At 55.8% G+C, this 15,306-nt stretch carries 11 protein-coding genes; 9 read left to right on the top strand and 2 right to left on the bottom strand.

The genetic code is table 11. The features are described from left to right. The 9 genes from R84865_RS10330 to R84865_RS10370 all read left to right on the top strand — a co-directional run bounded on the left by R84865_RS10330 (position 1) and on the right by R84865_RS10370 (position 10,920). On the top strand, positions 1-717 hold the full coding sequence (locus tag R84865_RS10330; protein WP_435639614.1) for a hypothetical protein: 717 nt from the start codon (positions 1-3) through the stop codon (positions 715-717). Between the two features lie 750 nt (positions 718-1,467). Beyond that, on the top strand, positions 1,468-2,691 hold the full coding sequence (locus tag R84865_RS10335) for a cupin domain-containing protein (RefSeq protein WP_435639615.1): 1,224 nt from the start codon (positions 1,468-1,470) through the stop codon (positions 2,689-2,691). A gap of 637 nt (positions 2,692-3,328) precedes the next feature. Next, positions 3,329-3,589 (top strand): type II toxin-antitoxin system HicA family toxin, encoded by a 261-nt coding sequence (locus R84865_RS10340; RefSeq protein ID WP_435631352.1) that lies wholly within the window; start codon positions 3,329-3,331, stop codon positions 3,587-3,589. Further along, positions 3,586-3,921, top strand: coding sequence for a type II toxin-antitoxin system HicB family antitoxin (locus tag R84865_RS10345; RefSeq protein ID WP_435631353.1), 336 nt, complete (start codon positions 3,586-3,588; stop codon positions 3,919-3,921). The genes R84865_RS10340 and R84865_RS10345 overlap by 4 nt, the downstream gene beginning before the upstream one ends. 787 nt (positions 3,922-4,708) lie before the next feature. Beyond that, positions 4,709-6,409 (top strand): FAD/NAD(P)-binding protein, encoded by a 1,701-nt coding sequence (locus R84865_RS10350; protein WP_435639616.1) that lies wholly within the window; start codon positions 4,709-4,711, stop codon positions 6,407-6,409. Further along, the gene (locus R84865_RS10355; RefSeq protein ID WP_435639617.1) at positions 6,384-6,992 is read left to right on the top strand and encodes a GNAT family N-acetyltransferase; all 609 of its coding nucleotides are present in this window, start codon (positions 6,384-6,386) and stop codon (positions 6,990-6,992) included. The genes R84865_RS10350 and R84865_RS10355 overlap by 26 nt, the downstream gene beginning before the upstream one ends. A 9-nt stretch (positions 6,993-7,001) precedes the next feature. Beyond that, positions 7,002-8,177, top strand: coding sequence for an MFS transporter (locus tag R84865_RS10360; protein WP_435639618.1), 1,176 nt, complete (start codon positions 7,002-7,004; stop codon positions 8,175-8,177). Positions 8,178-8,181: 4 nt separating this feature from the next. After that, positions 8,182-9,612, top strand: coding sequence for a lyase family protein (locus tag R84865_RS10365; RefSeq protein ID WP_435639619.1), 1,431 nt, complete (start codon positions 8,182-8,184; stop codon positions 9,610-9,612). A gap of 153 nt (positions 9,613-9,765) precedes the next feature. Then, positions 9,766-10,920: an alpha-hydroxy acid oxidase gene (locus tag R84865_RS10370; protein WP_435639620.1), complete on the top strand. Its 1,155-nt coding sequence runs from the start codon at positions 9,766-9,768 to the stop codon at positions 10,918-10,920. Positions 10,921-11,065: 145 nt separating this feature from the next. Here R84865_RS10370 and R84865_RS10375 read toward each other — a convergent pair whose 3' ends face one another. Next, positions 11,066-11,638, bottom strand: coding sequence for a heme acquisition protein HasA (locus R84865_RS10375; RefSeq protein WP_435639621.1), 573 nt, complete (start codon positions 11,636-11,638; stop codon positions 11,066-11,068). A gap of 121 nt (positions 11,639-11,759) precedes the next feature. Further along, on the bottom strand, positions 11,760-14,642 hold the full coding sequence (locus R84865_RS10380; protein WP_435639622.1) for a TonB-dependent receptor: 2,883 nt from the start codon (positions 14,640-14,642) through the stop codon (positions 11,760-11,762). Positions 14,643-15,306 lie beyond the last annotated feature (664 nt).

The following is a 15,306-nucleotide window of genomic DNA, read 5'->3' on the forward strand; positions in this document are numbered from 1 at the left end:
ATGGCTAAATGTTTGAGAATTACTGTCCCCGGAGTGTTTGCTAACCCCATACTACAAAAAGAGATGCCCGAGCATAATTCGTTGCTCGTTTATGCTAAGGCATTTTCTGATAATGGAATTGTTCCCAATTCTGGCTCTATTGGTGATGGTAATGTTATTGGTGACGTCGATATTTCACAGGGACGGATAGTTTCTAAAAATAAAACCAGTTACATTAAATTTGGTGACGATGGCAGCGTCGACCTATCTAATGGATACACTGTTTTAGCGTATTCTCAGAATCTAGGACATGGTGCCCTCGGTGGATACGTTGATCGTGATCCTGATGCCGATGATATAAACATCCGAGAATTAGCATGCACCGGCATCCCAAGTAGCTCTGAACTGAACGGAAAATTCGACTACGAAATGACGGTGCAGAACAAAACCGGCATCCTCATACGTTCTGGTTTGGGAATTCATGTCGGTGAAACGATGGTGATCGGATACTCATTCAAGCGCGGAGTTGGTTATACATACATCACCATCTCTAAATCCGGCGATGTATCAACGAAATCAGATTCTACTGGCTCAGATTCGAGAACTACCGGACACATTGAATGGGGCGGCAACCTGGCATACGACGATCTCCCGGAATCTAGCTCGTTTGCGTTTTGGAATACAAAACTATCAGATGATGACCTGGTTACCGCTGGTAAAATGATGCTGGGTTTATGACGTGCTATGTCCGGCCATGTGCCGGGCATTCATCCGAGTGCGCATCCCGTGCTTAGTCGAACGAGTGGTTGCCATTTGGTTGCTGACTCATCCGGTTGTACCTAGCTCTGTAGACTCAATCGGATGGGACAAATACCGTGGTTACGCTGTATACCGCATTGCAGGCGCGGCCGTGATTTTTGCGTTGGCGGATTCAAAATCCCCCGGTGGCGACACCGTGTCGGTTCGAGTCCGACCGCTGGTACCATGGATGATATCCATGCCTCCCTTTGTTATTCCCTCCAATGTTCTGATTTTCCTGTTTAGCTAACTGCTTTAGAGCGCATCGTTCAGTGCGCAAATTTGCTGGTTGGGCGCGTGCTGTGCCTGTCTGCCCATGACGTGCGCTTAGCCGATCGATGGCGGCTCCTCACCTATATAGACGGTGACATCGCGCTAGGCGGCACGCGTTTTCTTGCTGCCTTACTGCTAGCTATACCTTCCCTTCTCGCTTTGATCATTTGTGCCTCGTACTACGAGGTATTCACCGTCAGCGAGAAAGATTATGGAAAGATTAAAAATCGCTTGGACGAAGCCTGACGTCTTCACAATACTCAACGTGCGCTTTCCTCAAGGTGCAGGGCGTCACTGTACCCATAAGGAAGGGCGCTAAGACCGGTTCAGCTGAGCGTTAACTGCTTTCCGCGAACGTTATTGGCGATTTTTGGATCGTCGAACGATTAAAGGTGAAGATGCTTAGGAGAAACACTCATGGCGAACATGAAGCGTCGCAGTTTTGTTTCCGCAGGTTTATTCAGTTCCATGGCGGTGGCCGCAGGTGCTTTCGCGCGAACGGTTCCCGAGCCAACTTCCAGCAAGGGCGTCGGAGGCGATGATCCTGGCCCGCGCGACATGAAGCTTGATCGCGACAATCCTACCTTGATGAATCCGCCATCAACCGATGCGGGAACGCTTCCCAATCTGCGTTTTTCGTTCTCTGATGCTCACATGCGCCAAAGCAGCGGCGGCTGGACGCGTCAGGTCACCCAGCGTGAACTGCCGGTATCTACTACCATTGCTGGCGTCGACATGCGTCTGAATGCAGGCGCTATTCGCGAGCTGCATTGGCACAAGGAAGCCGAGTGGGCATTCGTGACCTATGGAAATGCGCGAATCACCGTTATGGATGTTGATGGCGGATATTTTGTAGATGATCTCGAAGCAGGCGATTTATGGTATTTCCCGCCGGGCATTCCCCATTCGATTCAGGGCATCGGCAACGATGGTGTTGAGTTTTTGCTCGCTTTTGACGATGGCTCTTTCGATGAAAATAGCACCTTCCTGCTCAGCGATTGGTTCAAACATATTCCGCGAGAGGTGCTGGCAAAAAACTTCGGCATCGATCCCGCACATTTCGACCATCTGCCTGAGCCCCGCAATGAATACATTTTCGCCGGGCATGAGCCGCCCGCGCTAAGCCATGACCTTCCAGCTCACGGACGCAAGTCCTCGACGCGTTTTAGCCATCGCATGCTGCAGCAAGCGCCGCTCAAGCAGCCGGGAGGAAGCGTTCGAATTACCGACTCCAGTAACTTCAAGATATCCAAACAGATCGCAGCGGCGTTGGTCGAGCTCGAGCCCGGCGGTCTGCGCGAGCTGCATTGGCATCCCAACAACGACGAATGGCAATACTACTTGTCAGGCACTGGCCGGATGGGGGTATTTGGGGCCAACGGAATGGCCAGAACGTTCGATGTTCACAGCGGCGACGTAGGGTATGTACCGTTCGCGATGGGGCATTACATTGAAAATACCGGCAACGAGACACTGCGTTTTCTGGAACTTTTCAAAAGCGACCACTACGCCGATATCTCGCTCAAACAGTGGCTCGCCATGACGCCCCCGGACCTGGTGAAGCAGCACTTGCATTTGGATGACATCTTCATGCAAGCGCTAACGCCTCAGAAGACGCCTGTGGTAGCGCCGAAGGGGTAGCAGAGGGTGATGGCTTTCTAACCGGCGGGCTTATCCTGAAGTCTGCGCAGGCTTTCACTGTTGGCGGCCTTCCCGGTGGCTAATTCTGCAGCCTGCGCAGCTTTTCACTACTAGCGTCCTTCCAAACCTAACTTTTGTTCTTGATGCGAGAGGAACCTTGTCCCTCTCGCGCTCTCCCGCTCGTGGAAGCGCCCCGAATGTGATGTCGCTGTGCACGCACAGCGCACACATTCAATGGGCTGTCATGCCTTGGTAAATCATCAGCACAGCAAACTTCGTAAGGAAGGCGCGGAATCATCCGCTTGCAGCGCATTTTTGCAAGCGGATGGTCTAACGCGCCTGACGACAGCGGGGGTGAAGGGGCCCCTGCAAGGTCCCCTTCAAATATCAATAAATAACGTTTGCTAAGACGCTGACAGTGAAGAACTGCGAAGGATCCAGAATTAGCCACCGGTAGGGGCTCCAACAATGAGAGACTGCGCACGCTTCCGAAAATTAGCCGTAGATAAGATTTCTGGCAGTTCTAGATTGCACATGCGAGCGCTCAAAGCCCAGAGTGCAATTCAATTGAACGCTGCATTGACAGTTATTATGATACCACTTTACGATACTGATAAATCTCCCGCAGACGACTGCAATGCACCTCAAAAAGAAACACGTAAGGACATTAAGAGCGATCTTTTCCCGGCCAGTCTCGGGCAGCATACCCTGGAGTGATATTGAGTCGCTTTTCTCTGCGATGGGAGCGCATATCGAAGAACGGGAGGGCTCGCGCATAGCAGTGGAGCTGTTCGAAGAGGCGAGAGTTTTTCATCGTCCGCATCCGACACCGGATACCGATAAGGGGGCAGTTGCCAGTATCCGTAAATGGTTCGAATCACATGGAGTGACGCCATGAACAATATTATGACCATCAACGGTCATCGCGCCGTTATTCAGTACGATCCAGAGATTGAGCTACTTCGTGGTGAATTTGTGACGCTTAATGGGGGAGCGGATTTTTATGCCGACAATGTTGCAGATCTTCACAAGGAGGGTGAGAAATCTCTCGAAGTATTTCTGGATTTCTGCAAGGAACGTAATATTGAGCCGCTCAAGTCATTTTCTGGCAAGTTCATGCTTCGCGTTCCTCCTGAAACTCATGCTCACGCCGCAGAGGCTGCAGCCGCCAAGGGCATCAGCTTAAATCAGTTTGTTGCCGAGGTTATTGAGCAAGAAGTTCAAGCATGAGTGCAGCGCCGCCCGCCGATGTCTTTACCCGCTAGCTGATGGTAGCGTTTGCGCAGCCTTTCACTGGTGGCGGTTTATTGGGCTGATTCTAGAACCTGCGCAGCTCTTCTCTGTTTGCGTCTTTCCAAACCTAACTTTTATTCTTAATGCGAGAGGAACCTCGTCCCTCTCGCGCCCTCCCGCTCGTGGAAGCGCCCCGAATGTGATGTCGCTGTGCACGCACAGCGCACACATTCAATGGGCTGTCATGCCTTGGCAAATAGAATCCCTAGCGTGATTAGCTATCTGCATACGCAAACTTCGTAAGAGGAAGGCGCGGAATCATCCGCTTGCAGCGCATTTTTGCAAGCGGATGGTCTGACGCGCCTGACGACAGCGGGGGTGAAGGGGGCCTGCAAGGTCCCCTTCAGATATCAATAAATAACGTTTGCTAAGACGCCACCAGTGAAAGGCTGCGTAGGCCTGGCCTCAAATAAGCCACCCGATAAAGCCGCCAACGATGAAAGACTGCCCAGCCCCCCAATAATTCACCCGCCAAAAACAACACTCTATAAAACGAAAGTCTACCTTGCGACATCTACATCCCTGTACCACCTTTAATAATTAAATACCTGTTTTTTCAGCGAAATTATCGCATGACGGCGATCGTGGACGTGGAAAGCGGGGAAGATTTAGATTCCAAAAGTCGTTAGTGCCAACTTTGGGCGTCACTATCACTTGTAACCACCTGCACCTAGCGTACCTATTGGACGCGTATGTGAGCTGATGGCGAACGAGGACTGCCGCGATGACACTGACCGTATCTATTGTGGGGATGGGGCCGCGCGGTGTAAGCATGCTGGCTGCGCTATGCGAGGTAGTCGCGACGGCCCGGCGGCGCGTAATAATCAATGTGATTGGCGAGGGTGAGCCGGGTGCTGGTGTGCATCGGACGGATCAGCCCGATTACTTCATTACCAATACCGTGGCGGGCGACATTAGCGCATTCGATCCGGCCTCGCGTTATGTCGATGGTCCGTCGCTCGCCGAGTGGCTGGATATTGCGCCGGATCGCTATGTATCGCGGGCAGTGCTAGGCAACTATATGTGCTTTGCCTATCGCACTATCGTGGAGAAGCTGACGGCATTAGGCGCGGTGGTGTCTGAATACGGTGCGACGGCTGTTTCCCTAGTGCCGGCCGGTGAGTCTGCGTGTGCTGTTGTGCTTAAGGATGGGCGGCGAATATGTTCCTCCGCAGTGGTGGTCACCACCGGCCATACCGGCAACTTGCCATCGCAGGAGGATTGTGCGCGCGAAGCATTGGTTGAACGGCATCAAGGCACTAACGGCAGACTGCGCTATTTTTCCTCTCCCTTGGATTGGTCTGCGCTTGATGACATAGCGCCCGATGCTGCGGTGGGTATCGAAGGATTAGGGCTTTCATCCTACGACGTTGTCGCCCAGCTCACCCAAGGGCGCGGCGGCCAGTTCGACTATCTGGCTTACGGCGATGCGCGCTATGTACCTTCCGGAAAGGAGCCTCAGCTTACTCTGTTTTCTCGCAGTGGCAGGTTATTGCGTGCGCGTGGACGCCGCCAGAAGCCACTGAACCAGCCTCATCGCCCGCGCTATTTCACTGAGCATGCGATCAGCGCACTGCGCGCGCAGCATGGGCGTCTTGATTTTGAACATCACGTGCTGCCGCTGTTAATCAGGGAATTGCAGTACGCCGCGCGCCGAGTAGGGCATTTCGTCTCTAGCGCTGATATTCAGCAGCTGTTGTTTTGGGAAAATGAGCACGCTTCAGGCGACATCGAGACGTTTCTGCAACTCGATCAGGATCGAGCTTCACGCGGTGATATCGATGATCCGTTCAAGCGCATTGCCGATACCCTGCGTGATCTGCGCGGACTGTTGCGGGAGGCGGTGGAATTTGACGGGTTGAGCGATGCCTCGATGCAGGTGTTTCACGATCGCTTCGCGCCTGCCATTAACTATCTGTCGGGAGGCGGGCCCTGGTTTCGCGCTGCCGAGTGGCGCGCGTTGATCGACGCGGGCGTGCTACGCGTGATCGCGCAGCCGGCCGAGTGCCGTGCGACGAACTCCCATGCAGACAGCTTCGCTATCACTGATCGCGTGCACCACCACAGCATCGCACAAGTGGATGTGCTGGTGCGGGCGATGATCAACCGCATCACCCCCTCTACAAGCAATAGTCCGTTTTTGAGCGCGCTGCTGGAGGGCGGATGGGCTACCCCCTACGTGATGCAAGACGGGCGCGAGTTGGGCTTCCTGATTTCGCGTAACGGCCGCTTGAATCCCGACCAGGCACGCGTTGGCGTTTATGCACTGGGCCCGCTTACCGAAGGGTGTCACTACTTTACCAACATCCTGGGCGATCCCTCTGGGGCGCGTTTATTTGATGACGCACGCCGCGTCGCTAACGATATTCACCGAACTCATCAGCAGGGAGATAGTGCCATTGAACAGCGCGAATACGTGGGCTGAGCCCGTTACCTTGCAGGGTAAGGTGGTAACGCTAGTGCCGTTGCAGCAAGCTCATGAAGAAGAGCTGCGCGCCGCGTTACAGGAAGGCGATTTGGCTAACGTGTGGTATGCGCGCATTCCTACGCCAGAGACCATCGGCGCTGAAATTCGTCGCCGCCTGGCGCTTGCCGAGCGGGGGGAGATGCTGCCCTTCACCGTCATTGACAGCAATAGCGGCAAGACCATCGGTATGACCAGTTATCAGCTGCTCGATGAGGCCAATAAGCGCGTTGAAATTGGCTTTACCTGGTACTGCAAGAGCGCCCAGCGCACCGCTGCAAATACCGAGGCCAAGCTATTGCTGCTAAGCCATGCCTTCGAGCAACTGGGAGCAATAGCGGTAGGCTTTAAAACCAACTTCTTCAACCGTGAGAGCCGTCGTGCCATCGAGCGGTTGGGAGCGAAGCTGGATGGCGTGCTGCGCAATCACATGATCTTGGACGGCGGCATTATTCGCGATACCTGCTACTACAGCATAATTCAAAATGAATGGCAGGCCGTTAAAGTGCATCTCAGGTGGTTGTTAAACAATAAATACGGATAAACGCGTCCCATGATTGCCTCTACACCCCGCGTCACCGCCACCCATCCATCGCTGCCCGCGGTCTTTCTACTGGGTATCTGTGCGCTGCTTAACCTGTACTCGCCGCAGCCCATCCTGCCAGCGTTGGCCCATTGGGGCGGCGTCACTGTTGGCAGTGCGGGACTGACCATTAGCGCTACCACGTTAGGGGTGGCGCTCACTGCACCGCTGGCCGGGTCACTGTCGGATCGTCTGGGAAGAAAGCGGCTGATTGTCTGGGCCATTACCCTGATGGTCGCTTGCACCTTGTGCTGCGTGCTCTCTACCAGCTTTCATCAGCTACTGCTGTGGCGATTTCTGCAAGGGCTAACCATTCCGTTCGTGTTCGCCGTAACGCTTGCCTATATCTCGGAGGAAAGCAGCGCCGGCAGCCGTGCGCTGGTAAATAGTGTGTACGTGGCCGGGACGGCGTTTGGCGGATTTCTGGGGCGCTTTGTAGCGGGCACGACGCTAGAGGTGGTAGCCAATTGGCGCTACACCTTTGTTGCGCTAGCCGTGGTCGAGCTGGTGGTGCTGTGCGGTACGCTGTTTTTATTAAAGAAGGAAGCTAATTTTACGCCGTCGCGCTCGCTGTTGGCCGGCATTAGCGGTGCCTGGCGCCATCTCGGTGACATGCGGCTGTTGCTGTCGTTTGGGGTGGGGTTCCTGCTGCTGTTCCAGCAGGTAGGCTCGTTTACCTATGCCTCCATCGCGCTGCTGCACGCGCCCTATAATCTGCCACCGCCGGCGGTAGGTGCTGTTTTTCTGGTGTTTTTGCTGCCGGTAATAACCACGCCACTGGCTGGCAAAATCAATGCCGCTAAAGGGCCGCTGTTCACCTATCTGCTCTTCTCAACAGCGGGAGCGGCAGGGTTAGCCATCACGCTGCTCGGCAATGTGTGGTGTGTGCTGGTGGGCATGGCGCTGTCGTGTATTTCCATCTTTGCCGGACAGTCGGCATCCACCAGCTTTATATCATCGCATTGCCAGCACGACCGCTCATCGGCAATTGGGCTCTATCTAAGCGGCTACTACCTCGGTGGAGCCGCAGGGGCCATCGTGCCAGCGCGCCTTTATGCGCATTCTGGCTGGCCCGGCTGCGTTGTGCTGCTGGTAGCGCTAGCCGCCGTTAGCTGTGTGTTTGCGTGCATTGCCTGGAGGAAGTGAAGCTGTGACGAGTCACTCATGTGAGCGCGATAACCTGTTCTGGATGTGTCAGCTCGACCTTACCGCTGCAGCGGTGTTGCTCGATGATGCTCAACTGCATGCCAGCGATGCCAAGGAAATATGCGCCGCGGTGCGCGCCATTGAGGCTTCCACTAGAGGGAATGCCGAGCGCCCTACCGATTATCTCGATGTGCAGAAGGAGCTTACGCGCAGGGTGGGGGCTAAATCGACCCATATTCATATTGGCCGCAGCCGTCAGGATATTATGGTTACGGTGCAGCGATTGCGGCTGCGCGATGATGTGCTAGCGCTGTACCAAGGCCTTCTGAGCATTCGGGAGAAACTGCTGGCGTTGGCGGCCGCCAATATCGATGCGCTGTGTCCTGCCTACACCAACGGCGTGCAGGCACAGCCGGTACGTGTTGCTCACTTGTTGATCGGTTACGAAAATTCGCTGGCGCGCTCCACTGCGCGTATTCAATCGAGCTACCAGCGCCTTAACGCATCGCCGCTGGGCGGTGCTGCGCTGGCGACATCCAGCTACCGTCTGGATCGCCATGCCCTGGCCGGTTATCTGGGCTTCGATAGCATTATCGATAACGCCTTCGATGCGGTTCAGCTAAGCGCGATCGATCTGTGTACCGAAGCTGCCAGTATCAGCGAAATTGCGGCGCTGTCGATCGGCACTCTGGTTCAGGATATCCACACCCAGTATCACCACGTGCGCCCGTGGCTGGTGCTCGCAAACGATGGGCTGCAGTCGCCAAGCACGCTGATGCCGCAAAAGCGTAATCCGGTAGCGCTTAATCGTGCGCGCCTGTTGGCCTCGCAAGTGCTGGGGGACGCGTCGGCGGCACGTATGGCGGCGCATAACGTGTGCTCTGGCATGACCGATTACAAGCGCAACGATGCAGAAGGGGCTGTCGAAACCGCGGTCAGGCTCACGCGTGAAATGATCAGCATTGTCGACGGTATGCAGATCGATCATGCGGCCGGCAGCGATGAAATCAGCAAGGAGTACTCTACCACCTCAGAGCTGGCCAATGCGCTCTATCGCGATCACGGTATTCCCTTCCTGGTGGGACACGCCTTTGCCTCGCGGCTAGTGACCTTCGGCAGACAGCATCAGCTTAGAGCGAGCGAGATTCCTTTCGATAACATCAAGGCAATTTATCGTGAAGCGCTCTCCGAAGCAGCTACCGAGCTGCCCGAGCAGTTGCCGATGAGCGAAGTGGAGCTGCACCAAGCACTCGACGCCCACGCGATGGTCGATCATTACGCTGGCATTGGCGGCTCGCAGCGGGCCGAGGTAGAGCGCATGCTAGGCGCAAGCAGCAACACATTGGCGCAGCAGCGTGAGTGGCTTGCCACTACCGAAGCGCGGCTCGAACACGCACAGCAGGCGTTGCAAGCACGCCTTTCAGCATTGACGTAGAGCAAGACAAAGCATCTTCGCGAGCAACGTCCTGGCCTTCGAGCTAACGCAGAGTGAATGCGGCTTTCGGCGCAGTCATCGCCGTCGAAATAACATGGCAGGGCGGGAATGAGGTAGGCTGTTGGGTGATTCACATTCCGGCAAGAGGCTCTCATGTCCACCATCACCTGTATCGAAGACTTGCGTCTATTGGCAAAGCGGCGCGTGCCAAAAATGTTTTACGACTATGTCGATTCAGGGGCGTGGACCGAAAGCACCTACCGCGATAACCAGCAGGCGTTCGAGCGTATCAAGTTTCGTCAGCGCGTGATGGTGGATATGGCGAATCGCCAGCTAGGCACCACGCTCATGGGGCAGCAGGCGTCGATACCGTTAGCGCTGGCACCCACGGGGCTTACCGGCATGCAGCATGCCGATGGCGAAATTCTGGCTGCGCGTGCCGCTGAAAAGGCCGGCGTTCCTTATACGCTCTCCACCATGAGCATCTGTTCGCTGGAAGACGTCGCCGACGCGGTATCGTCACCGTTCTGGTTCCAGCTGTATGTAATGCGCGATCGCGACTTCATCAATAACCTGATTGATCGTGCCAAGGCGGTGGGCTGCTCAGCGCTGGTGCTTACCGCCGACTTACAAATACTCGGCCAGCGTCATGCGGATGTGAAAAATGGCCTGTCGGTGCCGCCCAAACTATCAGTGGGGGCGCTGCTCGACCTGCTCACCAAATGGCGCTGGTGTTTGGCGATGGCCAAGACTAAACACCGCACCTTCGGCAACATTGTCGGACATGTGAAGGACACCACCGACCTGACTTCATTATCGAAATGGACCGCCTCGCAATTCGATCCGTCGCTGTCGTGGGATGACGTCAAATGGATCAAGGAGCGCTGGGGCGGGCCGCTGATCATCAAGGGGATTCTGGAGCCCGAAGATGCTGAGCTGGCGGTCAATGCGGGGGCCGATGCGATTGTGGTGTCGAACCACGGCGGACGTCAGTTGGACGGTGCAGCGGCATCGATCGATGCTTTCCCGGCAATAGCGCAGCAGGTGGGCGATCGGGCGGAACTCTATATCGATGGCGGTATTCGCTCAGGTCAGGATGTGCTGCGTTCGATTGCGCTGGGAGCCAAGGGCGCCTTTATCGGACGTCCTTTCCTGTACGGTCTAGGCGCTATGGGTGAAGAGGGCGTGAGCCAATGTATCGAGCTGATTCGTAACGAGCTGGATATCACGCTAGCGTTTTGCGGGCTGCGCAACATCGCCGATGTGGATAGTTCGATCCTGCGGCCGGGCAGCTATCCTACCGCGTAGCGTATCCAACGCTGAATTCGCGCGAAGAAAAGCAGCGGGCTGCCGGTTAATCGGCAGCCCGCTGCGCGTTGCTAAAGTGGCGCGTAGCGCTGAGCCCCACACTGCCAAGCGGCAGATCAGTGCTGCTGTCACGGGGCTATTGCGCTTAGGCCGCCACGTCCTGCGCCGCAATACCCACCACATCAGCAACGGAAGCGTCGTGGTTGACGCCCTGATCCTGCAGCGCCGCCAGCAGTCCGCCGTGGTTATCGTCGCCGTAGCCTTCCACCGAGCCGTTCATCAGGCCATACACAATGTCATGCACGTCATTGGCGCGACCCTCGTCCAGCGCGCCCTCGATAGGCGTGCTGAAATCGATGGTGAATAGCGGATCGATGACCTCGCTGCCGTTAGCGTTCAAGCCGCCGCCGAGGGTAATCGAGTCAATCTCGCCCCACAACGTGTGCGCAGGAATATTGTTGCCCTGACTGGGGCCGCTGATGGGCGGGAAGTAGTAATGCAGGTCGCCTTCTGCCTTGAAAGCGAAGCCTAGCTCACTATTGGCGTAGCTATAGCTGCTGCCGCTGAACATATCGCCGCCTTGGAAACCGCCGGTATTGTTGGGATGGCTGCCTTCCAGACCACTCTGCTGGAATGCCTGTAGCACTGCCTTCAGGCTGTCATCCAGCGTTAGCCCGTTGGGCAGGGTGGCGCCGTCATACGCGATCGAAGCACTCATGTTCATTCTCCTTGGTGGTGCGCCTGAGCGCAGTAGTCAAACCGTCGCGCTAAGCGCACGGTGTGTAGTACAGCTGTTCAAAGTAGGTGAACGCACTAGCGGCGCTCACTGCGCCATGCCGTTAAAAGGCAACTTCCATCCCTACCGTGGTGGTTCTTCCTGGTGCCCAGGTCTGTGCCAGAGCATCGGAGAAATTGTCGAGATAGCGTTGATCGGTAAGGTTGTCGATGGCAGCCGTCAGCTTGAGGTTGTCAATGATCTGGACGCTGGCGTACCAGTCCCAGGTGGTGGCACTCCACGAGGTTTGGCCACCGCCGGCAGAAGGGTTGTAGTGGCCGTTGCCGGTGTAGTTGTAGCGAATGCCGGTATCCAGCCGGCGCTCGAACAAGCGGGTGCCCAGATGCGCAGTGGTTTTATTGACCGGCGACACCGCCATCGCATTGAAGGCATTGTTGCCGCAATCCACTTGGCCGCGATTTCCGGGATAAGCACTGCCGAGCGGATAGGTCAGCTTGCAGGCGTCGTCGTTATCGGAGTCGATATAGCGCGTATAGCTAACCCCACCGTACAGCCAGCCCGCGTCGTACTGGCCCTGTAGTTCAAGGCCGCGGAAGCGCATCTGGCGCAGGTTGTTGACGAACATGGTTTGGTTCAGCCCGGCGCCGGTGTCAGCGGGCATGCCGTTGCCGATGGCGGTATAGATATAGTTGTGGGCAGTGGTATTGAAATAGTCGAACTTGACCATTAGCCGATCATCGCTGGTAAACAGCTGCTGGAAGTTCAGGTTAGTGCCCAACTCCCAGGTGGTGGAGGTTTCAGGATCGAGGTTAGGGTTAGGAAACAGCTGCGTCGCTTGGTCTTCGGGATGGCTGCCCGCCATCAGGGTTTCGTTGAGGCTTGGCGGACGCCACGATTTTCCCCAGTTAGCGTATAGCTCCATCCATGAAGTGGGGCGCAGCGCCGCTGCCAGCGTCGGCGAGAAGTGACCACCCGATCTGTGAATATGCTGCTCTTCTTGCGTGGATACCACGGAGGGGCGGCTATTGCCGGTTCCCCACGGGTTGTGATTAGGATTGCTCCTCCATTGGCTGTAATGGTCGGCCAGCCATGCTTCCCCGTGGTCTCTGCCCCCCTCGCATAGCCAGCGCGCACTACCCACCGAGCTATCGGGCTGAGAGTAAATATTGGCGGGGCAGCTAAGGCGCATAAAGCGATCATAGCTATTCTCGCCCTTGGCGCCCGGTACGTTGGTGTCGCCGCTGAGTGAGTAATGGTCATAGCGCAGCCCCGCCGACAGCGTATAGAGCTCGTTTTCCAGCGCCAGGTTGCCGAACAGACTCTCCATCTTGCGATGTCCGTTGCCGTTCAGCCCATCAGGCTGGCTGGAAATTTGCTGCCCGTCGCGGTTCTCACTGCGCACCGAACGCCCGCGATCCTGATAGAACTCAACACCGTAATTGGCGGATAGCTGGGTGGCATTGGTGAGCTGCCAGCGTGAGGTATTGTCCACCACCAGCCCGAGGGTATTGGTGCGAATTTTTTGATTGCTGGCGGTGCCGGTGTCGCAGGCATCCTGCCACGAGGCTGGCACTGGGTTCTGATCGCAAAAGCCTAACTGATGCGCCATGTCGCTCATTTGCTGTTGCTGTTCCGAGAGCGGTGGCGGGGCGTTGTCGGTGTTGCTTTTGGTGTGAGCGAAGTAGAGCTTGGCATTCAAATCGACCAACGGGTTATCGCTGGGATCGAAGTGGTAATCGAGGGCGATATTCTGGTTGCGATCCTTCGAATCGCCGAGTTTGCGCCATGCTTCTTGCTGGCCGTTGCTAAGCGCGGTGTTCATGTCCGCCATGCTCGAATAGCGCACCTTCGTCGCTATATAGCTGAGCTGCAGCGATTGATCGGGCGAGAAGTTGTATTTGCCTTTCAGCAGATCGGAATCCTGCCGTTGGCGAGCGTTTTTCATGTCGTTATAGGGCCGCGATGTTTCCGGTTGGCCCACTTCCGCCACGGTGTTGTGATCAATGCCGCCATGCTTGCCCAACCGATAGTCGCCCAGCGAGCGCCGTGAGTGCGCAGCAACCCATTCGAAATTATCGATTTTGCCCGCTACCGCGGCACTGCCGATAAAGTGAACGCCATTGCCTTCGCCGAACAGGCCGCTATTGCCGCGCAGCCTAACGCCCGCGCTGTTGCCCTGGCGGATAATGTCGTCAGCGTCGATGGTATGAAAGTTAGCCTGCCCCGCCATCGCGCCGGCACCGTGAGCGTTCGAACGCGGGCCGCGCTCAAGGGTAACGCCCGACAGCAGCTCTGAATCGACGTACATTTGGCCGTTACGCTGCTGGTGGCCGGTTTTGACGAAGTTCTGACGCATGCCATCGATCATCATGTTGACGCGGCCGAAGTCCTGCATGCCGCGAATATTGATCGACAGCCCAGGGTCGTAACGGTTGACGGCGCTGGTTACCCCCGGGGTATCGCGCAATAGCTCGGCGGTATGGCGAATGGGAACGCGCTGAATCTCTTCTTCGGTAATCTCGCTAACGGCGCGCGGAGCGCTGTAAACGTAGTCGCTCCGGTTTGCCAGCACGGTAATGCGATCGAGCTGCTGCACGGCCGATGGTGGCGACGATGTCTCGTGCGCGCGATGGATAACGATAGCGCCGTCGCTGGCCCGCTGTGCTTGCCAGCCGGAATCCTCAAGGAGCGTCGTAAGTGCTTGATTGAGCGTCTGTTCACCGTGTAAAGCAGGTGCCATGGTGGTGGTGCTGGGCGTTTGTTGATAGCGCAGAGGCAGGTGGCTTGTTTGACTGATACGCTTGAGCGCGTCGCTTAGCGGCATTGCCGGTTGGTCAAACCGGTAGCTGCGCTTGCTATCGAGGGACGTGTTGCGCAAATTTTCGGCAGCTGTGGCGACATCAGGCGTTGCCGCCACTAGCATAACGACGGCGAGTGTCGGCGCACTGAGTGCGACATAACCTCCTAATGAGTGTCGGCGTTTCACATCTTCGTTCCAGTAATGATAATGATTAACATTACCATCAAATGTGTTCGGATGTGCAATTCATTGCCTTAGGCCATCTCTGAGCAATATGTCGCGCGGAATGCGATAGTGTTTGTGGAAATTAATCGGTCCACCTCTCGCTGCTGCCGGGCCCACGAATAATCGTCGGCATTTAAAAAATTTAAGATAATGATAATAAAAGTGAGCGGCACCACGTGAAGGCGACGCGGCTGCGGGAATCCGAACGCTGAACGGTGGGGGAAACCCAGCGTCGACGCGGCATTGCGGCAGGGGGCACACCAAAGGGGAAAGTAGTTAGCGGCTAAATAACATAAGTAAGGTGCTAAATGGACGCGTCCGGTTATGTGTTGTCACGGATTTATTATATGCCGATTTTATATGATAATGCCATCATGGTTTTAATGGGGAAATAATCAGCACGCCGCAAATAGAGTTACTTGGTGGTGGGGTTATCTGGCGCTTCGGGTGATTATAAAAGTAGGGTGACTTCTTCTTTTAATGTCATGTGTTCTTCATAATAAACGCGTGCATGCGCGGCATTGATATGCTCCTTCGTGCGGAAGGCGATGCGCTGTGATGCCGCTCGTAGCTCTTCTAGCACCGCAGCGGGGCGTTGCGATAGTGTGAGGATAGTTTAATAGCA

Source organism: Carnimonas bestiolae (assembly GCF_051251145.1).
Taxonomy (GTDB): Bacteria; Pseudomonadota; Gammaproteobacteria; order Pseudomonadales; family Halomonadaceae; genus Carnimonas; species Carnimonas bestiolae.